Genomic DNA, 19481 nt, shown 5'->3' on the forward strand with positions numbered 1-19481 from the left:
TTGCGCTAAACTACACTATAGAGGATGTCTATGCTTGCGCCAACATCGCCTCGACGGTTGCGAATATTCTGCCGTTCTTTACTTATGGGAGCGGCAGCCCTGCTGAACGTCGCGGTGCCGCTGCCCGCAACGGCACGGCAGACAATCGCGCCGCCCGTCCCGGCAGCGCCGTCGCAGCGGCCTCCCAATATCATCATGATCCTCGCCGATGATTTCGGCGTCGAGGGTATCAACGCTTACGGCGGGGAGTATTTTACGCCCAACGTCGATCGGTTGGCCCGCGAGGGAATGCGGTTCGAAAATGCACATGCGATGCCGCTCTGCTCGCCCTCTCGTGTGAGACTGATGACTGGGTTAGACAACCGGCACAATTATCAGGCTTTCGGCTACCTCGCTCCGGGTCAACGGACTTTCGCAAACGTATTGCACAATGCAGGCTATGCCACCGGCATGGTGGGCAAATGGCAATTAATGGGCAATGGCTTCGACGGGCGTGTTGGTATTACGCCCGAGCAGGCTGGCTTCGATGATTACTCTCTTTGGCAACTCAAGGCGCTCGATGCCAAAGGATCGCGGTATTGGGGACCGACGCGCGTTTCGCCGAACATGACGACAATCAGCGAAGAGGGATTTGGCCCCGACCGAGATGTCGATTACGCAATCGACTTCATTCACAAAAACAAAGATCGCCCGTTCTTTCTGTATTATTCGATGGTGCTTGTGCACAGTCCTTTCGTGCCAACGCCCGACAGCATGACAGCACAGGGGCCCAAAGCGCGCTTCGCTGGCATGGTCAGCTATATGGATAAGGAAGTCGGCGCCGTCATGGAGGCGTTGCATAAAGACGGCCTCGACAAGAACACAGTTGTGATTTTCACCGGTGATAACGGTACGAACCGCCAAATCACTACGACGCGAAATGGCTATTCGATACACGGCGGCAAAGGGTCGCCGACAATCAATGGCACTCACGTTCCGATGGTCGCCTGGGCGCCAGGACGGATACCCGCAGATACTGTTTCACAGGCTCTTGTCGGGTTTGAAGACATACTCCCCACCTTTGCGGAGATCGCGGGCGCTCCTCTCGATCCGAAGTCAACGGATGGCGTTAGCCAGTTGCCGGTTATGTTGGGTCAGAGAACAACTGGGCGCGACTGGATTTTCGAACATTACTCTCCTGCCTGGCTGTTCGAACCGGCGCGCTTCGTCTTTGACGCGCACTGGAAACTTTACGGCGATGGAAAATTTGTTTCGATGAATCCTCTCTCGGGCGTCGAGACCGAGGTTAAGGGCGTCACGCTAAAAGCCGAAGCCGCGAGACGGAAAAAGCAATTCCAGAACGTGCTGGCATCAATTCACGACGGTGCGCTAGATCCAACACGCTTCCCCTGGTGCGCCGGCCACCCTTCCATAAAGCCTGCGCAATCGTCCATCATCGCCGGGTGTGATTATCATCCGGGCGGCAACGAATAGGGGTCTGGATGCCGTAAAGGGCCAGCGTTTCGAGCCGTAGATCGGTTCGGTTGCGATCCCTCGGAATTATGGTGTTGAACGGGGTGTGGGCGATCGGCCCCAAACATCCTGAGAGGAACATCCGGCGATCCTTATGCCGAATTGAGGAGTTTCGATGCCGAAAGGACCCGAATGAAGGAATCCCGTAGTTCACGCCGCCAGCACAATGTCCCCACCATCAAAGACGTGGCGGCACACGCGGGGGTCTCCCCCATGACGGTATCGCGCGTCATCAACGACAAGGGCGGCATCCGCCCGGGGACGCGCGACCGCGTCGAGGCGGCAATCGCCGCTCTCAACTACGCCCCCAATACCGCAGCACGGATGCTGGCGGGGGGCGAGGACATGCGGATCGGCGTGCTCCACACCAATCCGAGCTTCTTCTATTTCAGCGAATTCCTCGTCGGCTGCCTCGACCAGGCAAGCCGCCAGGCGGTCCAGATCGTCATCGAAAAATGCGAGCCCGGCACCGAGATCGCGGCGATCGAGCATCTTACGCGCGGGCGGATCGACGGGATCATCCTGCCACCGCCCTTATGCGATTCTGCGCTGATGCTCGAGGCGCTGCATGAGCGCGGCATTCCGGTGATGGCAATCTCGACCGGGCGTGCGCCGGGCTGGGCGCTGTCGGTCAGCATCGACGATCGCCATGCAGCTTATGACATGACGCGGCATCTCGGCGACCTCGGGCATCGCCGGATCGGCTTCATCACTGGCGCGCCCAACCAGACCGCGAGCGCCGACCGGCTCGAAGGGTATCGCGCCGCACTCGCCGATCTGGGTTTGCCCGCCAGCGAAGCGCTGATTGCCGACGGGCTGTTCACCTATCGCTCGGGACTCGACGCGACCGAGCGGCTGCTCGATCTGCCCGAACCGCCGAGCGCGATCTTCGCGGCGAACGACGATATGGCGGCGGCCGCGATCGCGGTCGCGCACCGCCGCGATCTCGACGTGCCGCGCGATCTCACCGTGGTCGGCTTCGACGATTCGGCGCTCGCGGCGACGATCTGGCCCGAGCTAACCACGATCCGCCAGCCCGTCACCGACATGGCACGAAGGGCGGTCGAGCTGCTCGTCGAGGCACTCCGCCTCGACAAGAGCGCAACCCGCGGCGACATTGCCGAACCGCACGTCCAGATTGGCTATGCGCTGATCCGCCGCCAATCTGACGCGCCGCCGCGCAACTGCTGAACCGCGCTCATGCCCGGCATGCCAGCACATCGTCGGCGACCATGCCGAGCGACACCCGCGCAGGGCTGAGCTCCACCGGCCGCGCCCGGGCGCTAGAGCAAATCGGCCGGGCAGTAGCTCCTGAGAAATTCGGGATGCGTCGGCATCGTGAGCGCTTTGGCGGCCACTTCACTGCGCATGCGGTCGAGTGCCTTGCGGAGTTCGCCCGGCGCCATGCTTTCCGCGATCGCATGATAGCCCGCCGGCCAAAGCCGCTGCCCTGTCAGCACGGTCGTCCAACTGTCGACACGGAAGAGGTCGTAGGGAAGCTGATACGCGCGCGCGTCCTCGCGCCACAGCCGGAGGCGTTCGGCAAGCGAATCGGGAATATCCATATCTCTGCACCGCCGCCAGAACGGTGAATCGTCGCGTTCGGTGACATGATAATGCAGGATGATGAAGTCACGGATACACTCGAATTCGCGTCGCGACTTTTCGTTGAAATGGTTGGTCAGCCCGTCGTGGCACCCCATGAACGGAAAATCCTGGATAAGCCGCGTCACGCCCGCCATCATCAGATGAATACTGGTCGATTCCAGCGGCTCAATAAAGCCGTTGGCGAGCCCCAGGCCGACGCAATTGCGGTGCCAGGTTTTCACCCGCATCCCCGTCTTGAAACGCAGCAACCACGGCTCGACCGTCGGCTCGCCCTCGATTTCGGCAAGCAATTTCGCGCGCGCTTCGTCGTCGGACATGAATTCGCTGCAGAACACCAAGCCGTTACCGTCGCGATGTTGTAGCGGAATCTTCCAGCGCCACCCCGCCTCGTGCGCGATCGCCGACGTATAAGGTTGGGACGTTGGCGCAGAGACCGATTGGACCGCGACCGCGCTGTTGGTAGTGACCCACTGGCTCCAGTCTTCGAACTCCACGCCGAGCGCCTGGCCCAACAGCAGCGAGCGGAAGCCGGTGCAGTCGATGAAGAGGTCACCTTCTATCCGCTCTTCCGATTCGAGCACGAGTGCCGCGATATCGCCAGTCGACGGATCGATCTCGACGTTGCGGATCTTTCCCTCGATCCGCTTGACCCCTGCGGGTTCGGCAAGACCGCGTAAAAACCGCGCATATCGCGTCGCATCGACATGATAGGCATAACCAATCCCCGGCGCGACCTTGTGCGACATGCGATTGGCCTCGCCCGCGACCCACTCCAAGCAATATTCACCGAGTTCGCCGCCATAGCCGTTGGCGCGGGCATGTAGCCAGAAGTGGTGAAAATCCGCCATCCAGCTCACCGTCTTGCCGACCGTACCGAACGGATGGATGTAACGGTCTCCGATCCGGGCCCAATTTTTGAACTCGATACCGAGTTTGAACGTAGCCTGCGTCGCGGCCATGAAGCGCGGCTCGTTGATGCCCATAAATTCGTGGAAGCTACGAAAGGTCGGTACGGTGGATTCGCCGACGCCGACGGTCGAGATCTCGTCGGATTCGACCAAGGTCACATCGATCAACGCGCCGAGGTGACGCACGAGGGCGGTCGCCGTCACCCAGCCAGCAGTGCCGCCGCCGGCGACGACGACCCGCTTCACGCGGTGATTATGGGGAATATCGCTCATGCCACCATTTTCCATTTCAGCTTTAAACCAGCGCGTTGCGACATCGACATGGTGCAGCCCGAAGCGCCTGGTGTCGCCATCGGCCCGTTCACGCCCGGTTGCTGCCGCATCCCGACGTCCTCGCGATAGCGGTGATAGCTGTCGTAAGCGATGTCGCCGGTATCGCCATTGGCGACGCGATTGGGCGTGTGCGAAAACCTGCCACCCGTAACACACCCGGACGCGATGACTTTACGGCGATCCATAGTATCTCTCCCCAACCTCGATGACGCGATGTCTATGACAACCTTGTCAATCCAACGCAGCCGAACGGGTCGCGATCTGTCTTTAACGGTTCAGGCGTTGCAGCACCTGCGCGCGAAGCCGGCGCGCCGCCGTCTCATCCAGAGGCGCAAGTGCGCCGCGAGCCGGCTCGGGCAAGTGTGCGATCGGTCGGTCTGCGGGACCAAATATGTAATGATCGAAAATCTCACGCCAGGCCTGCTTCTCGACGAGCGGGCGTTCGCGGAGCGACAGCATGGCGTGAAGCAGTGTCGTCATCGGTGAATCCGCATGCGCTGGCGCATCGTTCCACCAATAGTTGACCATGGCGTTGAACGCATCGAGCGCTTCGACATGGTGCCACCACAACGCCGGATAGAACAGCGCGTCGCCGGGCTCCAATTCGGCAACCTGCGCAACCGCGAGCGCATCGGCGAAACGGGGGAAGCGCGCCAGATCGGGCGCACGGAAATCGACCATGCTCAGCACCTGACCGCCCGGGGTCGGCTCGAGGGGGCCGGGGTAGAGGTTGCTCACTTGCGAGGGCGGGAACAGCGTGAAGCGCCGCCGCCCGACGAGGCAGCAGGCGATGTTGTTCGATTGGTCGTAATGCGCCGTGGCAACCGTTCGGTTGCCGAGCCAGATGCTGACCAACGGGTATTGCCCGGCACGGGTCAAAGGGTCGAGGGCCAAATCGTTCTCGCCGCGGAACCCAGGCAGATAGGTGTCGAGGTCGGTCGAGCCGACATAGAAGCTCGGCGCGCCCGGATCATCGAGGTGCGCGAGCACGCGGTTCAAATATTCATCCAGTTGTACGCGCTCTCGTGCGAAGTTCAGATGCGTGGCGCTGTCGTCATAAAAATACCGACCTCCGAGTTCCGGCGCAGCAGTGTACCCCGCGACCGGCGCGCCGGCATAGAAGCCAAGCAGATACGTAATCGCCGCGCCGGGTCCACGCGCGCCTGCTCGGGTCAACGGCCAGTCTCGCACGACGCCTTTCAGCACGACGGGCCGGTTTTCCGCCACGATGTGTTCAAACGGGATCGCGTCCGAGTCGATGCCAGTGATCTCGGGTACGCGGTCCAGCGTTACTGCGGCGTCAGCATCAGGCGCCCGCACGGTTCTTCATCTCGATCAGCGCGTTGATATTGCCGAGCGACGCGGCAACGGCGAACGCCGGGCCAAGGAAACCCGCGCGGTGGAGACGACCCAGCGCTTCGCCATCGAGCGAAGCGAGTGCCGTGGCGTCGATCGTCAGGAAACCGACGAGATCGTATCGGCGCGTGGCGTCAATTTCGATCTTCAACTGCACCGGTTGGATGAGGTTCTCGGCCGTGAACGCCGCAAACATAGCGGGCTCGATTTCGATCCCCGTCGTGATGGTGCGGAGTACGTCCGAGACGCGCTCAAGGATAGGCGCGTTACCACCCTTAGGCAGGAACACCGGATACCCGCCGCTGCCAACGCGCGGATCATCCAGATCGACATGGATCAAGGCATCGGCTGGCCGTCCGTCGCTCTCGGGCTGGACGCCAATCGAGAACGGTCCGCGTGCATAAACCGCCGGGATGTAGCGCGCATTCCAGCCTTCCCCGCTGAGAAACAGGTTCTCATCGCGATCGAGCCCGAGCAGCACGAGCGCGAACATCTGATTGGTCTCTTCATCCCTGCGGAAAAGGATCGGATATTCGCGCGCCACTTCGGTATATTCGGTCGGGAAGACGCGGACCGAATTCGTCCGATGGCCGAATGCGTCGCCGAACTGCGGCATGATCGTCAGCGCTGCATGATCGACATTGTTAAGCAAAACACGATTGGTCATTCTGCTATCCACGCGTGTTTCAAAGTTTGGTCGACTCGACCCGAGGTTGATATCGTGGCGGCGAAAACGGGTAAAGAGAAGAGCCGGCCTACCGGACGGCTCCTCTCTCCCCCTTTATCGCCCGATGCGATCCGTCAGAACTTGAAGCGGGCGCCCGCGAGATACCGCGCCGTCCCCTCCTGCATGAAGAAGATCTCGTTCGGTGAACGGCCGTAGACCTTCAGCCCGTCCTCGAAGATGTTGATACCCTCGACCGATACCGCGATGTGCGGTGTGATGTCATAGCTGACGTTGAAATCGACCTGGCTGTGCGGCGCTGTAAACCGCGGACTGTGGAACCCGTCGGCATTCACCGCCGAAAGGAACTTGTCGCGCCAATTGTAAGACAACCGGGCCGAAATGCCGTATTTATTATAGATTAGCGTTGCGTTGGCGGTATCCGACAAACCGACGAGCGCGAACTGATCGGCATTGATCGGCGCAGCGACATCGACCGCGATATTTCCCCGGACTAACGTGTACTGGGCTGCGACGCCGATACCCGTACCGCCAAAGAAATACTGTCCAGCAAGTTCGACGCCATAAATTTCCGCGGACTTGTTGTTCGTCGGTTGGCTGACGTTGAATTGGAAGAACGGATCGTTGGAATTGGCGACGACATCATAGGTGTTGTTGACCAGGTTAACGTAATCCAAATTCAACTGGCGATTAGCAACGTTGTAATTCTGTTGAAACTCCTGCGTCGCGGCTGCCGTGCTGCCCTGATACTTGTCGAGCAAAGCGGTGTAGACGAACAAATTGGTGTCGTTGACGTCCGCACCGATGGATTGCAACTGCGTATTCGCGGTTCCCGAACGGCCGCCCGTGCCCGATGTTGGATCGCGGAGACCATAAAGCGACTTCTTCACCACCGACGTGCCGATGAAATTCTGCACGCGCTTATCGAAGAAGCCGACCGAGATGTAGCTGTCAGGCTTGAAATACCATTCCAGCGAAACGTCGAAATTGTCCGAGGAAAGTGGCAGCAAGCCAGGGTTGCCCTGGCTGCCACCGGCCTGCCCCCCCACGAATGTGGCATCGTTCGGGTTCGTTACGCTCGCCGAGGTAAACAGGTTGTTGTACGTCGGCCGGGCAATCGTCTTGCTGAACGAAAAACGACCGATCAAGTTCTGCTTGATCTCAAGCTGAAAATCCAGCGATGGAAGTAGGTTGCTGTACTTACCCGTACCGGACGTCGTTTGCAGATACTTCGTATCGAAAATCAGGTCCTGCGTGAAATCATTGTCCGACTGCCACCGGATATCCGCCGGCGCATAGGTGATTCCGCTCGAATTGACCGTCGTATGTTCGTAACGCGCACCGGCGACCATGCTTGCATTGTGTCCGGCAATCTCGCCCTTCCAGGTGAACTGACCGTAAATTGCCCAAATGTCTTCCTTGATGCGGTCGTTACTATATCCGTTAATCGCGACCGGCTGGCCATGCGCCGCGTAATAGCTACTGAGCGCGTTATACAGTTTTGTCGCATCTTCGGTGCGGAAGGCGACGAGATCGTCGCCGCTGGCCTTCGGATCGAAATGGGTGAACTGGCAGACGAGGCAGAACTGATTCACCTGACCTGGTGCGATCGCCTGAACGTCACGAGGAAAGGAATTCCCCCAGTCGCCGAGCGTCTGGTTATAGACCGTCTGTTGCGAGCGCGTATCGGTGGCGCGGTAATCGCCACCGAAGTCGAAGCGGCTGCCGCCACCAAGATCCCAGCCGGCGTCGAGTCGACCTTCCTTGATGCGCTGGCGCAACGAGGTCGCGATCTGGCGGCCGACCTGGCTGCCGAGATCGCCCACGTCGAGAATGCCGTTGCCATTGCCCTTGCCGCCCGGAGGATCGAGGAACTGCACGGTCTGGACGGGGAAACCGTTGCCGGAATAGTCCCAGCTATGCTGATTGAGGGTCGGGATGCTAATCGACGCGAGCGTCGAACTCATGCCATTCGGATTGTCGGGCGTGCTGTCGGATGACCCGATATGACCGTCGGCCGTCAGGGTGAAGTGATCAGTCACGTCCCACTTTATGTTGCCGCCGAAATCTTTCAGCACGTTCTTCTGAGCGCGATATTGCTGCTCGGCACCCGAGTCCTTCTGGCCACCATTGGTTTCGTGCAGGTACGTCGCGGTATAGACGCCCTGGTAGCCCTTATCGAAGCCGATCACGTCGAACGGCGCCGCCTGGAACCAGTTGGCCTCATCGGACCGGCGTTCGGAGGCGCGGTTTTGGGCGAACAGGCCATCGGCGGTCAGCGTCAGCGTATCGGTGGGCTTGAATTGCAGCGTACCATTTAAATTGATCCGCTGGTTGCTATCCTCGGCAAAATGGTAGCGCGCGTCGTCTGGGCGCGCGACCAGCGCGTTAAGATCGCTCGGCGCGTTCTGCACCTTGGTCGAGGCGCTGACGTGGCTGCCCGATGGTGAAAGCAGGTCGGCGAGCGAACTGATGTTCCATCCGTTGACCGACGCGCTCATCGCAGAGAAATGACGCACTTGATAGCTGCCGAACAGCGACACACCGAAGGTCTGCGCGGGGTTGGACCAGCTCAACAGCCCGGAAAGATTCGGCGTCGCATGGCTGCCGCACTTGATGCAATCATCTGCGCTCGTGTCGTAATCGACCTTGCCGCCGATCGAACCGTTGAACCCGCTTTCGCGCGCGTCGAGCGGGCGGCGCGTGACGACATTGATGGCAGCGCCAATACCGCCCGAGGGTATGGCGGCGCGACCGGTCTTATAGACCTCCAGCGTACGCACGCCTTCCGAGGCCAGGTTGGAGAAGTCGAACGAGCGGCCGGTGCTGCGCGTGAAGTCATTCTCTCCGCCGACCGAGGTTTGATCCGACGCAGCAAGCTGCCGACCATTCAGGGTGACCATGTTATAGTCCGGGCCAAATCCTCGAACAGTGACCTGAGCGCCTTCACCGTTACGACGGTTGATGGAAACGCCGGTGACGCGCTGGAGGGATTCGGCAAGATTGGTATCGGGGAATTTGCCGATATCTTCGGACGAGATCGCATCGACGATGCCCGTGGAATTGCGCTTGATCGAGATCGATCGCTCAAGCGAGGCGCGAATGCCGGTGACAACGATGTCATCAGCCGTCGCCGCAGACGGTGGGCTGGCCTGAGCCTGCGTGCTGGCCATATCCGTCGCAGCGGGTTGAGCGTTGGTCGCCTCGGCGCCTGGGCCGGTCGGCGCGGTCTGCGCTAGGGCGCCTGCAGGCAGCATCAGCCCGATAGCGAGTGCGATGGTCGATGTGGTGCGCGCGAGCGAACTCGAACGGACAGAATCCTTCATGACATACCCCTCCTGATCGCGACCCCTGCGTCGCTGTGCGACTGCCGTCCCTTTTTGACCGCTCGTCGACTTGGTAGCGATATCAAATTGGCTTACGTTGTCAACCGGACTTTCAGGGTCGCTGATGCTTTCGCGGTGATAAAAAACGATTGGGAGCATTGTGCTGTTAATTTGCCACATCGGACCCGCTATCGTCATCGGCGATACACAGCCTGACAGTCCAAAGGTCGCGCGGGGCGCGGAGGCCCGAAGACGCCGTGTCCGGTTTTTGAGCCACGGCGAAGAATTGCATCACGACCCGGAATCATCGCGGGCACAGCTACGAGTTCGCATCTGGGCGGTCCGTCTGGCTGTGGCCCCGCTGGCTGGACCTGAGGATCATTTCGTCTAGGCTCGGGCTTTGCTCCAGGGTCGCCTCCGCAATGTCCGATGCATTTTCACCTCCGCTGTCGCTCGGCGAACCCGCGCCGTGGTTTACCGCGCCCATGCTCGGGCAGGCGACCGGCGCTGATTTCGACAAGGCGGGCGGGCGGCATGTGCTACTGCTGTTTTTCGGCTCCGCAGCAAATCCCGCTGCCGATGCTGCTTTGCGATTGGTGGAAGCGAACGCTGACCTTTTGAAGGATCGCCGCGCCGTAGTCCTCGGTGTCACGATCGACCCGCACGACTTGGTCTCCGGGCGGATCGCCGCCTTGCAACGCTCCGGCATGCAGATCTTCATCGACGCAGACCGGCGGGTCAGCGCACTCTACGGCGCAATTCAGCCAGATGCCCAACGCGTGACGTTCAACCCGTACTGGCTTCTGCTCGACCCGACGCTGCGGGTCACCGGCCTTTTTTCGCTGCGATTTGGCACGGACGCGATGGCCGCCTTGCGTCGACAGCTCGACGCCCCAGCGATCGAGATAAGCGCCCCGGTGCTGATCCTGCCGAACGTCCTCGATCTCCAGTTCGCCGCCGAACTCGTCGATCTCCACAAACGTCACGGCGGCCAAGAGACCGGCGTCATGCGGCAGGTCGGCGATCGAACGGTGGAGGTGCACCACCACGACATCAAGCGTCGACGCGATCACATGATCCAAGCAGCAGCGGTGCAGGCACGGCTTCGGGAATCCGTGATGTCGCGGCTGGTCCCGATGATCGAGCGCTGCTTCCAGTACCGACCGACGGAGATCGAGCGCTACATCGTTTCTTGCTATGATACTGAGGACAGTGCGCATTTCGCGCCTCACCGGGACAATACCACTCGCGCCACGGCGCATCGGCGGATCGCGGTGACGATCAACCTCACGGACGACTATGATGGCGGCGAGCTCCGCTTCCCTGAATTTGGGGCACGTCGGTATCGTGCTCCGCTTGGCGGTGCGATCGCTTTCTCCTGCTCGCTGCTACACGAAGTAACCCGCATGACCGCTGGACGGCGGTATGCCACGCTGCCGTTCCTCTATGGCTCCGCGCCTCGCTGTGATTGAATGGCTGTGACACTTGCGGCGAAACGCCGCTCTGTCGCAGCCTCCCGGAAGATCACGAGACGGTAGACGTTCGGGTGCGTCCGCGCCGCATAGCGTGAGCGTTCGTCGGCAGTCGCTTCAGGTGCCCCGCAGGCCGGGCGGCGGCGCGGCGGACTCACGGATCATCAGCTCATGAGAATGCACAACCTCGCCGAGCGGATCGCGCCCTTCAAGCTGGGCTATCACCATATCAGTGGCAGCTACGGCCATTGCGAACACCGGCTGGCGCACCGTCGTAAGGCGGGGCCAAATGATTCTCGAAACCTCGGAATCGTCAAACCCGACGACGGAAAGCTGCTCGGGTATCTGCATGCCAAGCTCCCGAGCCGCCATCATCGCGCCAACCGCCATGTCGTCGTTCTGGGCAAGAATGGCGGTCGGGCGATTGGGCCGGTTCAGAATTGCGCGTCCTGCGGCGAGGCCACTCTCATAAGTGAATAAGCCGGGTTCGATCTGATCGAATTTCAACGCAATCCCTGCCTGATGGAAGGCTTGAGTATAGCCCAACATCCGCGCTTCGCTTGACGGATGGGTCGCATCGCCACGAATTATCGCAATCTCACAATGCCCCATCGCGATCACGTAAGCGGCAATCTCCCGCGCGGCAGTGACGTCATCGACGAGGTTGCTCGGTGCAGAATCAATCATCCGGGTCGGCGCGATGCGCGCACAGAAGATCCCCGCTTCCTTCAACTGGCGCAGGATCACGGGGTTGTCCGATGCCGGGGGCGCCAATACCACACCATCGAGCGCAGCCGATCGCAGCAATCGAACGACCTCCGCAGCATTTTCCTGAACCGAACGGACCGGGATGACCACCAGTCGGTAACGTTCGCCTGTAAGGCGCTCAAGCACGCCTCTCTGCAGCTCCACTACATAGCTGGGACTTGGATTTTCATAGACGAGCCCGATCATATGCGAACGCCGCCGCACCAGCGCTTGGGCGAAGACATTTGGATGATAATCGAGCTCTTCGGCGGCTGCGCGCACGCGCCGCTGGACGTCGACGCTGACATTGGGGCCGCCGTTGAGAACGCGAGAAACCGTCTTGGTCGACACCCCAGCGAGGCGACCGACGTCCACAATCGTTGTTCGCTTCATCACCGTCCCGACCTGAGTTCTGCCAACTAGACCAGAAAGCGCAGAAGCGCGCTAGGGTCCCTGATAACGTTGACAACGCAGAGTCGAATGGGGGAGGTCAGAACATGGGCCACTTCTCAGTGAAAATTGTGCGCCTCCCGGGTCGGCCCTCGGAGGAAATCAACAGTCGCCGCTGTAAAACGCGAAATTGATGCTGACATATTCCGATCGGCACACCCCTCCGTTGCCTCATAGGCGTGGTCCGGCGAACGGGTTTGCATGTGCGCTCAAACGCTCCGGGTTCAGGCGGCGCCGGGACGAAACGCAGTATCTTGTGTCGGCAGCACGGCTGGTTCGGACCTATATCGCGTGATGTGGAGTCCGCCGTCGACGTGGATGGTTTCTCCGGTGACATATTTTGCCATGTCCGACGCGAGGAACACCGCTACCGGCGCGATATCCTCTTCAGGATCTCCTACGCGACCACTTGGGTTCATTTCAGCCGCAGCAGTTTCGAAGTCCGGTATCTGGTCGACCATCTGATGAAAGCCCGCGCCCTTGGCCACGGGTGCCACGCAGTTGACCAGAATGTTATAACGCGCCCATTCGATCGCGACAGCGCGCGTCAGTGCCTGGATCGCAGCCTTGCTCGCGATATAGTCGGACCGCAGCCATGCGCCTGCATCGGCATCGATCGAATAGAAGTTGATGACGCGGCCCCCGTCGCGACGGCGGAGATAGGGCAGCGCCTCCCGCATCATCAACCAGGTGCCCTTCAGATTGACGTCGAGGACCTGTTGCAGTTCCTCCAAAGATTTGTCCTCGAACCTGACATAGGCCGATGAACGGTATGCGTTGTTGACGATGATGTCGACGCCGCCAAATGTGGCTTCGGTTTCCGCCATCAGACGCTGGACCGCTGCTTGATCGGAAACATCGGCAAGGATGGGGTGGGCCATGCCTCCCCATTCAGACCGGATTTGATCCGCACACAGTTCCGCAGCCGGGCCGTCAATATCGTTGATGATGACCGATGCCCCCTCCCGCGAGAAGCGTCGGGCGATGCCCCGGCCAACGCCGGAGCCGGCGCCGGTCACGATGGCGACCTTGCCTTCCAAAAGTCCCATCAGCCAGTCTCCTAATTATTCGTTCTGATCGACCGCATCAGAATATCAACGGCAAAAAACTGCCACGAGGTCATCCTGTCCTCGTCATTCACGTCAATATCACAGATCATCTGCAAGGACTGTCTGTTGTTTTTCGCTCCAGACGTAATCATGCAGGCGGCAGCGAAGAAATTCGCGGCATCTACTCCCTGCCGTATCGTGCCTTGTTCGGCACCGAGGTCGAGCAGGATTTGCACTCTGCCTACAATTTTATGGATCATTTTCGTGAAAATTGCCTTGGCCTTCTTGTCAGAGCCAGGCAAGCAAGCCTGGCTGACCATGAATGCGGACAAGATTGGTGCCTGATCTGCATTTTCTCCCAGGCCGAGAAGGAGTTTATAGATTGCTGCGTCCGGCTTTTCGCCTTCAAGATCCAAATGGTCAAATTGTTCTACCAACATCTCGGTTTCACGAATAACGATGTCGTAGAATATTTCTTCTTTGTTCTTGTAATAATAATAGACTGATTGCCGTGTTAAGTTCGCACGCGCGGCGATCGTGTCGATTTTTGCCGCTGCCGGGCCAATGGCTATGAACTCAAGGCGAGATGCCTCGATGATTCTCTCCAAGGCCTGACTGCATTGCGCCCGTTTCGACGCGCCGGTGGCGAGCGATTTCGGTCTCTTGGGCGGTCGCTCAGCGGAATTAGGAAGCGGCGCTGTGATGGTTGCATCGAGCATGGCTCACTCCGGCCTTAGAACGGTTCAAAATTCGCTGCGAACTGCGGCGGCGGTGGCGGTCCCCAGAACGAGAAGGCGTCGTCTGGCGTATAATCGGCGGCCGGCCACTCGGCGCCTGCAGGGATGAAATCGATATCGGCGGAATATTCCGCGAAACTCATCCAGGGGTCGCGCACATAGTAGAAATAATTCGCCCCGAGGAGGTGGCGGCCCAATCCCCAACCTGCCGAATGGCCCTTTTCGATCATCAGTTGGGAGGCCAGCCCAACGTCGTGGAACGTCGGCATGTCCCAACTCGAATGATGCAGCCCGGAACGATCGGACGCGGCGAGCGCGATAAGATGATGGTCCGAGCCGTGGATACCGTGCATGAAAGCGACGATGTCGCCTGACCGATCGGACAGGCGCAAGCCAAGGATCTGGCTGTAGAAATCAATCGCGCCAGATATATTGGCGGTGAAGAGCATGATGTGCGCAAGACGCCGCGGTTTCGCCACGGGCGCTATCGCCTTCCTAACGGCACCGGCTTTGCCAGGGGGTGAACTGGTGGCGCTGAACTCGGTCTTTGCAGCCGGTGAGGACTTTTCGCAGGCCTTGATTTGCAGCGGGAGCCCGTCGGGCGAAAGAAACCATATGCCGCCATCCTGTGTCAGCGGCGCGCAGCGTTCGACGTTCGCCTCGTCAACACGCTTCTCGAAATGGGGGAGGTCTCGTTCGAAGGCGCCGAAGGAGAGATAGCGCAGCTTTTTGTGAGGGCCCTGGGTCAACTTGGCCCAGCAATGCGGATTGCCGAACGTGTAGAGTTCCAGGCCGTGGTCGCCGACCCGCTTCACGTCGAGACCGAAATCCGTGTAAAACTGGGCTGCCTCATTCAAGTCGGGCACATCGTACGCGAAATGGTCCAGGGAATGGATCCCGGCGACGACGCGTGAAGCCGCCAGCGCACTCGCCCCATCGGAGCTTCGTTCGAGCATCTGCCCTATCCTCATCCTATGGCCGCGTCATCTGTACTGACACGTTGTAATGCCGAGTATGTTGCCGTTCCAAACCGTTGGTGTAAACCCCTGTTCGAAACATTTGTTTGATACGGTCGTGTGCCGGCAAATTTGAGAACGGGAGACCCGGATGGGAGAGGCATTTGTCGCTGGCGTAGGTATGACGCCGTTCGGCCGTCATACCGACCGAACGCTGCGATCGCTTACGGCGGAGGCCGTGGCGGCAGCGCTTGCCGATGCCGGTGCCTCTCGGTCTGATATCGAGGTCGTTTTTTTCGGGAATGTCGGGCAGGGCGCGATCGAAGGCCAGCATGCCGTGCGCGGACAGACCGCGCTTGCCGCCGCGGGGATCGAGGGAATGCCGATCATCAACGTCGAGAATGCGTGCGCGTCTTCCTCCACCGCGCTGTCGCTGGCCGTGTCACAAGTAGCGCATGGGGCAGTCGACGTCGCGCTCGTGGTCGGCGCTGAAAAGATGTTCGTGCCGGAGCGGGAGCGGATCGCGGCGGTCTTCGATGGCTGCTGGGATGTGGCAAACGCGGAGAAAAACGGCGCGCTAATGTCGGGGATGGGGCGCGGCGTCATCCCCGAGTCGGCGCGTGGGTTGCCGAAGGCGCAGAGCATTTTCATGGAAATCTATGCTGGCATCGCCCGCTGGCACATGGAGACGTTCGGCACGACGGTGGAGCAGATCGCCACTGCCGCCTCCAAGAATCATGGGCATTCGGTGTTCAACCCGCTGTCGCAGTTTCGCGACGCATTCAGCCTGGACGAGGTTCTTGGCGGTCGGCCGGTCGCATGGCCGCTCACCGTTCCGATGTGCTCTCCGGTGAGTGATGGCGCGGCGGCGCTTCTGGTGTGTTCGCCGCGCGCGCTTCGGCGTTTCGGCGCCAACCGAGCGGTGCGAGTCCTTGCCAGCGTCGTGCGCAGCGGCCGCGATCGCCCGGTTGGCGACTATCGCCAGCACGTCTCCCACCTCGCGGCTGTTGCAGCCTATGAGCAGGCCGGCGTCGATCCCAAGGATATTTCGCTCGCCGAAGTTCACGACGCAACGTCGTTTGCCGAGATCCTCCAGACCGAGAACCTCATGTTCTGCGATTTCGGGGAAGGCGGGCAACTGGCGGAAAGCGGCGCTACGCGGATCGGGGGGCGTATTCCCGTGAACCCCTCGGGCGGTCTGGTGTCGAAGGGGCACCCGATCGGCGCAACGGGGGCCGCGCAGATTTTCGAACTGGTAACGCACCTTCGCGGTGAAGCGGGCAGCCGCCAGGTCGAAGGCGCAAGACTCGCGATCGCCGAAAATGGCGGCGGCTTCCGGGCGGTCGAAGAGGCGGCGGTCTGCATCACCGTGCTCGAAAGGCCGCAATCGTGAACGTCGCGCTGCTGCTGTCGCGAAGCGCGTCGATCACGCCATCGGCTCCGGCGTTGGCGCACGGGCGGGAGCTACTGCTGGACTATTCCGGTCTGTGGCGCCGCGTGACGATGCTTTCGGAGGGCCTCGGCCAGATTGCCGAGCCCGGCGATCGCATCGTCGTGGCGATGAAGAACCTTCCCGATTATCTCGTGTTGATCTTTGCGGCTCTGCACCGCGGGCTGATCATCGTGCCGGTGAACTCGGCCCTTCAGGTTCGCGAGGTCGAGCATTGCGTCGCCGATAGCGGAGCGGTCATCTGCTTCAGCGATGCCGATCACGTTGGCGGGCTGGCAACGTTGCTCGGTAAGGTCGATACGCTCAGGGCGGTCATCGACGTCGAGAGCGCGGGATTCCAGGCTCTCTACGTGGAGCCGACCGACCAGATGCCGGCGGAGAAGCAGTCTCAGGATCCGGCCTGGATCTTCTATACGAGCGGGACGACCGGGAAGCCCAAGGGCGCGACGTTGAGCCACGGCGCGTTGCGGGCAATGGCTACGGCGCAACTGTGTGACTATGGCACGCCATCAGATGGCGCTTGTATCGTCCACCATGCGCCGCTCTCGCACGCGTCTGGATTGCTTGCGATTCCCTTTACCGCTGGCGGCGCGCTCCATGTCATCCCGGGACCGGATGATCGTAGCGCCGAAGGGGTGCTTGGGCTGACGAGCCATTGGCGCAACGCCTATCTGTTTTCGGCGCCCACGTTCCTCAACCGCCTGGTTGCCTGCGCTTCCGCCAGCCTTGCCGTCGCAAGCGGAATCGAGACGATCTTCTTCGGTGGCGCTCCGATGTATGTCGAAGATCTGGCGCGGGCGCTTGCCGTGCTCGGCCCGCGTCTGGCGCAGATATATGGCCAGGGCGAGTCTCCGATGACGATCAGCGGTGTTCCGGCGCATGCCTACGGCTCCGCGAGCGGAGAGGCGCTGGGCAGATTGATGGCAAGTGCCGGCTGGGTGCGTTCCGGCGTCGAAGTCGCAATTCTGGACGACAACGGGGAAAGAGCGCTCGCCGGAAAACCGGGCATGGTCGTCGTGCGCGGCGACGTGGTGATGAGCAGCTATTGGAACATGCCGGAAGCTACCGCCAGCACGCTAGTGGGCGGATGGCTGCACACCGGTGATATCGGCGTTTTCGATGAAAATGGGCTGCTGTCGCTGATCGACCGCGCCAAGGAAGTCATCATCAGCGGCGGGTTGAACGTCTATCCGCGCGAAGTGGAAGAAGTGCTTCTTTCCCATCCCGATGTCGGGGAAGTCTCGGTGGTCGGCCTGCCGGACGCCGAATGGGGAGAGATTATCGCTGCGGCGGTGGTTCCGAGGGATGGCCTGACCATCAAGCTCAAGGAATTGGACGCCCTTTGTCTCGAAAGTATCGCGCGGTTCAAAAGGCCAAAGAAATATTTCTTTTTAAATGAACTGCCAAAAAGCGCGTATGGGAAGATATTAAAAAGGGAAGTAGTATCTTTGTTGTTGTCAGAAACGCATAATAACTTCGCAGGATGAGCACGATGATTTTTCAAAAAACACCGGATTCGGCAAAGCAAATTGCGAATGAGCTCGTTCGCGAAGAGACTAGAGAAGTTTCTATGCGCGTAATGAGCGATCCGCAAGTCTATGAAATGGAGATGGAAACGATCTTCCAGAAGACGTGGATCTTTCTTGGGCATGACACCGAAATCCCGAAAGCGGGCGATTTCGTCACGCGCAAAATCGGCAACGATGCCGTGATTGTTTCGCGCGCTGCATCGGGCGATGTTCACGTATTTCTCAACGTCTGCCCGCACCGTGGCATGCGTGTGTGCGGCGTCGATTCGGGAAATTCCGCGCTGCACCGCTGCATCTATCATGGCTGGGCATTCAGGTCGGACGGAAGCTTCTTCGGCGCCCCCGTCGAGCGAGAGCAAATGCACGGTAAGATGACCCCGAAATCTGAGCTTGGTCTGAAAAATGCCAAGGTCCACATCTATAACGGCTTCATCTTCGCCACATGGAACGAAAATCCTGAGCCGTTTGACGACTTCCTGGGCGATATGAAGTATTACATGGATACGCTGGTCGCCCGAACGGACAACGGCCTGGAAGTGCTCGGGCCACCGCAACGGGTGCGGATCCGGGGCAACTGGAAAACCGCCGGGGAGCAGTCCACCGGCGATGGATTCCACACGCTGACGCTTCACCGTTCGCTCATGGAGGCCGGTCAAATGGGTGGGTCGGGGGATTCCATCTACGACAATGCGCCCGCGATGTATGGCCAGAATATCAGTACCGATCAGGGGCACGGTGGACGCTGCATCCCGCCAGAAATGACATTTTCTGCGGTTATGGGCACCGATATCGACAAATGTTCCGTCGAAGAGCGCCTCGATCGGCTGCCCCCGCCGGGCTTGACGCGGGAAATGATTCCCCAAATTTACCGCCACCTGGACGAGGGGCAGATCGAAGTGCTTGCGCGATCGCCGTTGCAGGCAGGGGGGTTGTTTCCCAACGCAAGCTTCGTCTTTCTCTTTGCTCCCGATGTGAACGGCGAATTTGTCGGATTGCTCGGCATGCATCTGTTCCAGCCTCTCGGTCCCGACGAGATGGAACTCTACACCTGGCTTTTTGCGGAAAAGGATGCGCCGGAAGACATGAAGCGCCGGATGCGCGCTGTTGGTGTTCAGGCTGTCGGCTCCTCAGGCGTCATCGAGCAGGATGATACCGAAACATGGTCCGTGATAACGCAGTCTTCGAAAGGCGTCATGGGGTCCCGCGGCACGCTGAAGTACCAGGCCATTACCGGTGAGCACACCAAGCCGGCGGACTGGCCTGGTCCCGGCCATGTCTATGACGGTTTCACCAAGGACGACACGCAATGGAACTGGTGGGTCGCCTACAAGAATGCGCTCGCTTCCTGATGGGCGGACGTTTG

15 protein-coding genes are annotated in these 19481 nt (G+C 60.2%); 6 read left to right on the forward strand and 9 right to left on the reverse strand.

The features are described from left to right. Positions 1–30: 30 nt before the first annotated feature. Complete coding sequence (locus EWE75_RS16075; RefSeq protein ID WP_165388415.1) at positions 31–1473, forward strand: sulfatase family protein; 1443 nt, start codon at positions 31–33, stop codon at positions 1471–1473. 171 nt (positions 1474–1644) lie between these two features. Continuing rightward, positions 1645–2703: a LacI family DNA-binding transcriptional regulator gene (locus tag EWE75_RS16080; protein ID WP_130159119.1), complete on the forward strand. Its 1059-nt coding sequence runs from the start codon at positions 1645–1647 to the stop codon at positions 2701–2703. Between the two features lie 92 nt (positions 2704–2795). Here the strand turns inward: EWE75_RS16080 and EWE75_RS16085 are convergent, their stop codons facing one another. The 5 genes from EWE75_RS16085 to EWE75_RS16105 form a co-directional block, all read right to left on the reverse strand. Next, on the reverse strand, positions 2796–4301 hold the full coding sequence (locus EWE75_RS16085; RefSeq protein WP_130159120.1) for a tryptophan halogenase family protein: 1506 nt from the start codon (positions 4299–4301) through the stop codon (positions 2796–2798). Beyond that, positions 4298–4546 (reverse strand): family 1 glycosylhydrolase, encoded by a 249-nt coding sequence (locus EWE75_RS26165; RefSeq protein ID WP_130159121.1) that lies wholly within the window; start codon positions 4544–4546, stop codon positions 4298–4300. The genes EWE75_RS16085 and EWE75_RS26165 overlap by 4 nt, the downstream gene beginning before the upstream one ends. A gap of 82 nt (positions 4547–4628) precedes the next feature. Beyond that, complete coding sequence (locus EWE75_RS16095) at positions 4629–5681, reverse strand: cupin-like domain-containing protein (RefSeq protein ID WP_427915791.1); 1053 nt, start codon at positions 5679–5681, stop codon at positions 4629–4631. After that, complete coding sequence (locus EWE75_RS16100; protein WP_130159122.1) at positions 5668–6384, reverse strand: SapC family protein; 717 nt, start codon at positions 6382–6384, stop codon at positions 5668–5670. The genes EWE75_RS16095 and EWE75_RS16100 overlap by 14 nt, the downstream gene beginning before the upstream one ends. 134 nt (positions 6385–6518) lie before the next feature. After that, the gene (locus EWE75_RS16105; protein WP_130159158.1) at positions 6519–9728 is read right to left on the reverse strand and encodes a TonB-dependent receptor; all 3210 of its coding nucleotides are present in this window, start codon (positions 9726–9728) and stop codon (positions 6519–6521) included. A gap of 422 nt (positions 9729–10150) precedes the next feature. Here EWE75_RS16105 and EWE75_RS16110 point away from each other — a divergent pair, with 422 nt between their 5' ends. Continuing rightward, entirely contained in the window at positions 10151–11200 is a 1050-nt protein-coding gene (locus EWE75_RS16110; RefSeq protein ID WP_130159123.1) for a 2OG-Fe(II) oxygenase, read from the forward strand. A gap of 117 nt (positions 11201–11317) precedes the next feature. Here the strand turns inward: EWE75_RS16110 and EWE75_RS16115 are convergent, their stop codons facing one another. The 4 genes from EWE75_RS16115 to EWE75_RS16130 all read right to left on the reverse strand — a co-directional run bounded on the left by EWE75_RS16115 (position 11318) and on the right by EWE75_RS16130 (position 15139). After that, positions 11318–12340: a LacI family DNA-binding transcriptional regulator gene (locus EWE75_RS16115; protein WP_130159124.1), complete on the reverse strand. Its 1023-nt coding sequence runs from the start codon at positions 12338–12340 to the stop codon at positions 11318–11320. Positions 12341–12621: 281 nt separating this feature from the next. Then, a complete protein-coding gene (locus tag EWE75_RS16120; RefSeq protein WP_130159125.1) occupies positions 12622–13446 on the reverse strand; it encodes an SDR family NAD(P)-dependent oxidoreductase in 825 nt (274 codons plus the stop codon). Positions 13447–13457: 11 nt separating this feature from the next. Beyond that, entirely contained in the window at positions 13458–14165 is a 708-nt protein-coding gene (locus EWE75_RS16125; protein ID WP_130159126.1) for a TetR/AcrR family transcriptional regulator, read from the reverse strand. 14 nt (positions 14166–14179) lie between these two features. Further along, complete coding sequence (locus tag EWE75_RS16130) at positions 14180–15139, reverse strand: VOC family protein (RefSeq protein ID WP_130159127.1); 960 nt, start codon at positions 15137–15139, stop codon at positions 14180–14182. 151 nt (positions 15140–15290) lie between these two features. Between EWE75_RS16130 and EWE75_RS16135 the strand changes: the two genes are divergently transcribed. Genes EWE75_RS16135 through EWE75_RS16145 form a run of 3 tightly spaced genes read left to right on the forward strand, consistent with a single transcriptional unit; the run spans position 15291 to position 19467 of the window. Then, positions 15291–16532: a thiolase family protein gene (locus tag EWE75_RS16135; RefSeq protein WP_130159128.1), complete on the forward strand. Its 1242-nt coding sequence runs from the start codon at positions 15291–15293 to the stop codon at positions 16530–16532. Further along, a complete protein-coding gene (locus tag EWE75_RS16140) occupies positions 16529–18076 on the forward strand; it encodes an AMP-binding protein (protein WP_130159129.1) in 1548 nt (515 codons plus the stop codon). The genes EWE75_RS16135 and EWE75_RS16140 overlap by 4 nt, the downstream gene beginning before the upstream one ends. A gap of 5 nt (positions 18077–18081) precedes the next feature. After that, entirely contained in the window at positions 18082–19467 is a 1386-nt protein-coding gene (locus EWE75_RS16145) for an aromatic ring-hydroxylating dioxygenase subunit alpha (protein ID WP_130159159.1), read from the forward strand. The last annotated feature ends 14 nt before the right edge of the window (positions 19468–19481 follow it).

Origin of the sequence: Sphingomonas populi (assembly GCF_004208535.1) — a bacterium.
GTDB classification, from domain to species: domain Bacteria; phylum Pseudomonadota; class Alphaproteobacteria; order Sphingomonadales; family Sphingomonadaceae; genus Sphingomonas; species Sphingomonas populi.

Bases quoted from the DNA above. Each gene is read 5' to 3' on its own strand.
- EWE75_RS16145 (WP_130159159.1), top strand. From the start codon at position 18,082: ATGATTTTTCAAAAAACACCGGATTCGGCAAAGCAAATTGCGAATGAG.
- EWE75_RS16105 (WP_130159158.1), bottom strand. From the start codon at position 9,728: ATGAAGGATTCTGTCCGTTCGAGTTCGCTCGCGCGCACCACATCGACC.
- EWE75_RS16135 (WP_130159128.1), top strand. From the start codon at position 15,291: ATGGGAGAGGCATTTGTCGCTGGCGTAGGTATGACGCCGTTCGGCCGT.
- EWE75_RS16085 (WP_130159120.1), bottom strand. From the start codon at position 4,301: ATGAGCGATATTCCCCATAATCACCGCGTGAAGCGGGTCGTCGTCGCC.
- EWE75_RS16120 (WP_130159125.1), bottom strand. From the start codon at position 13,446: ATGGGACTTTTGGAAGGCAAGGTCGCCATCGTGACCGGCGCCGGCTCC.
- EWE75_RS16100 (WP_130159122.1), bottom strand. From the start codon at position 6,384: ATGACCAATCGTGTTTTGCTTAACAATGTCGATCATGCAGCGCTGACG.
- EWE75_RS16115 (WP_130159124.1), bottom strand. From the start codon at position 12,340: ATGAAGCGAACAACGATTGTGGACGTCGGTCGCCTCGCTGGGGTGTCG.
- EWE75_RS16075 (WP_165388415.1), top strand. From the start codon at position 31: ATGCTTGCGCCAACATCGCCTCGACGGTTGCGAATATTCTGCCGTTCT.
- EWE75_RS16110 (WP_130159123.1), top strand. From the start codon at position 10,151: ATGTCCGATGCATTTTCACCTCCGCTGTCGCTCGGCGAACCCGCGCCG.
- EWE75_RS16130 (WP_130159127.1), bottom strand. From the start codon at position 15,139: ATGCTCGAACGAAGCTCCGATGGGGCGAGTGCGCTGGCGGCTTCACGC.
- EWE75_RS16125 (WP_130159126.1), bottom strand. From the start codon at position 14,165: ATGCTCGATGCAACCATCACAGCGCCGCTTCCTAATTCCGCTGAGCGA.
- EWE75_RS16080 (WP_130159119.1), top strand. From the start codon at position 1,645: ATGAAGGAATCCCGTAGTTCACGCCGCCAGCACAATGTCCCCACCATC.
- EWE75_RS26165 (WP_130159121.1), bottom strand. From the start codon at position 4,546: ATGGATCGCCGTAAAGTCATCGCGTCCGGGTGTGTTACGGGTGGCAGG.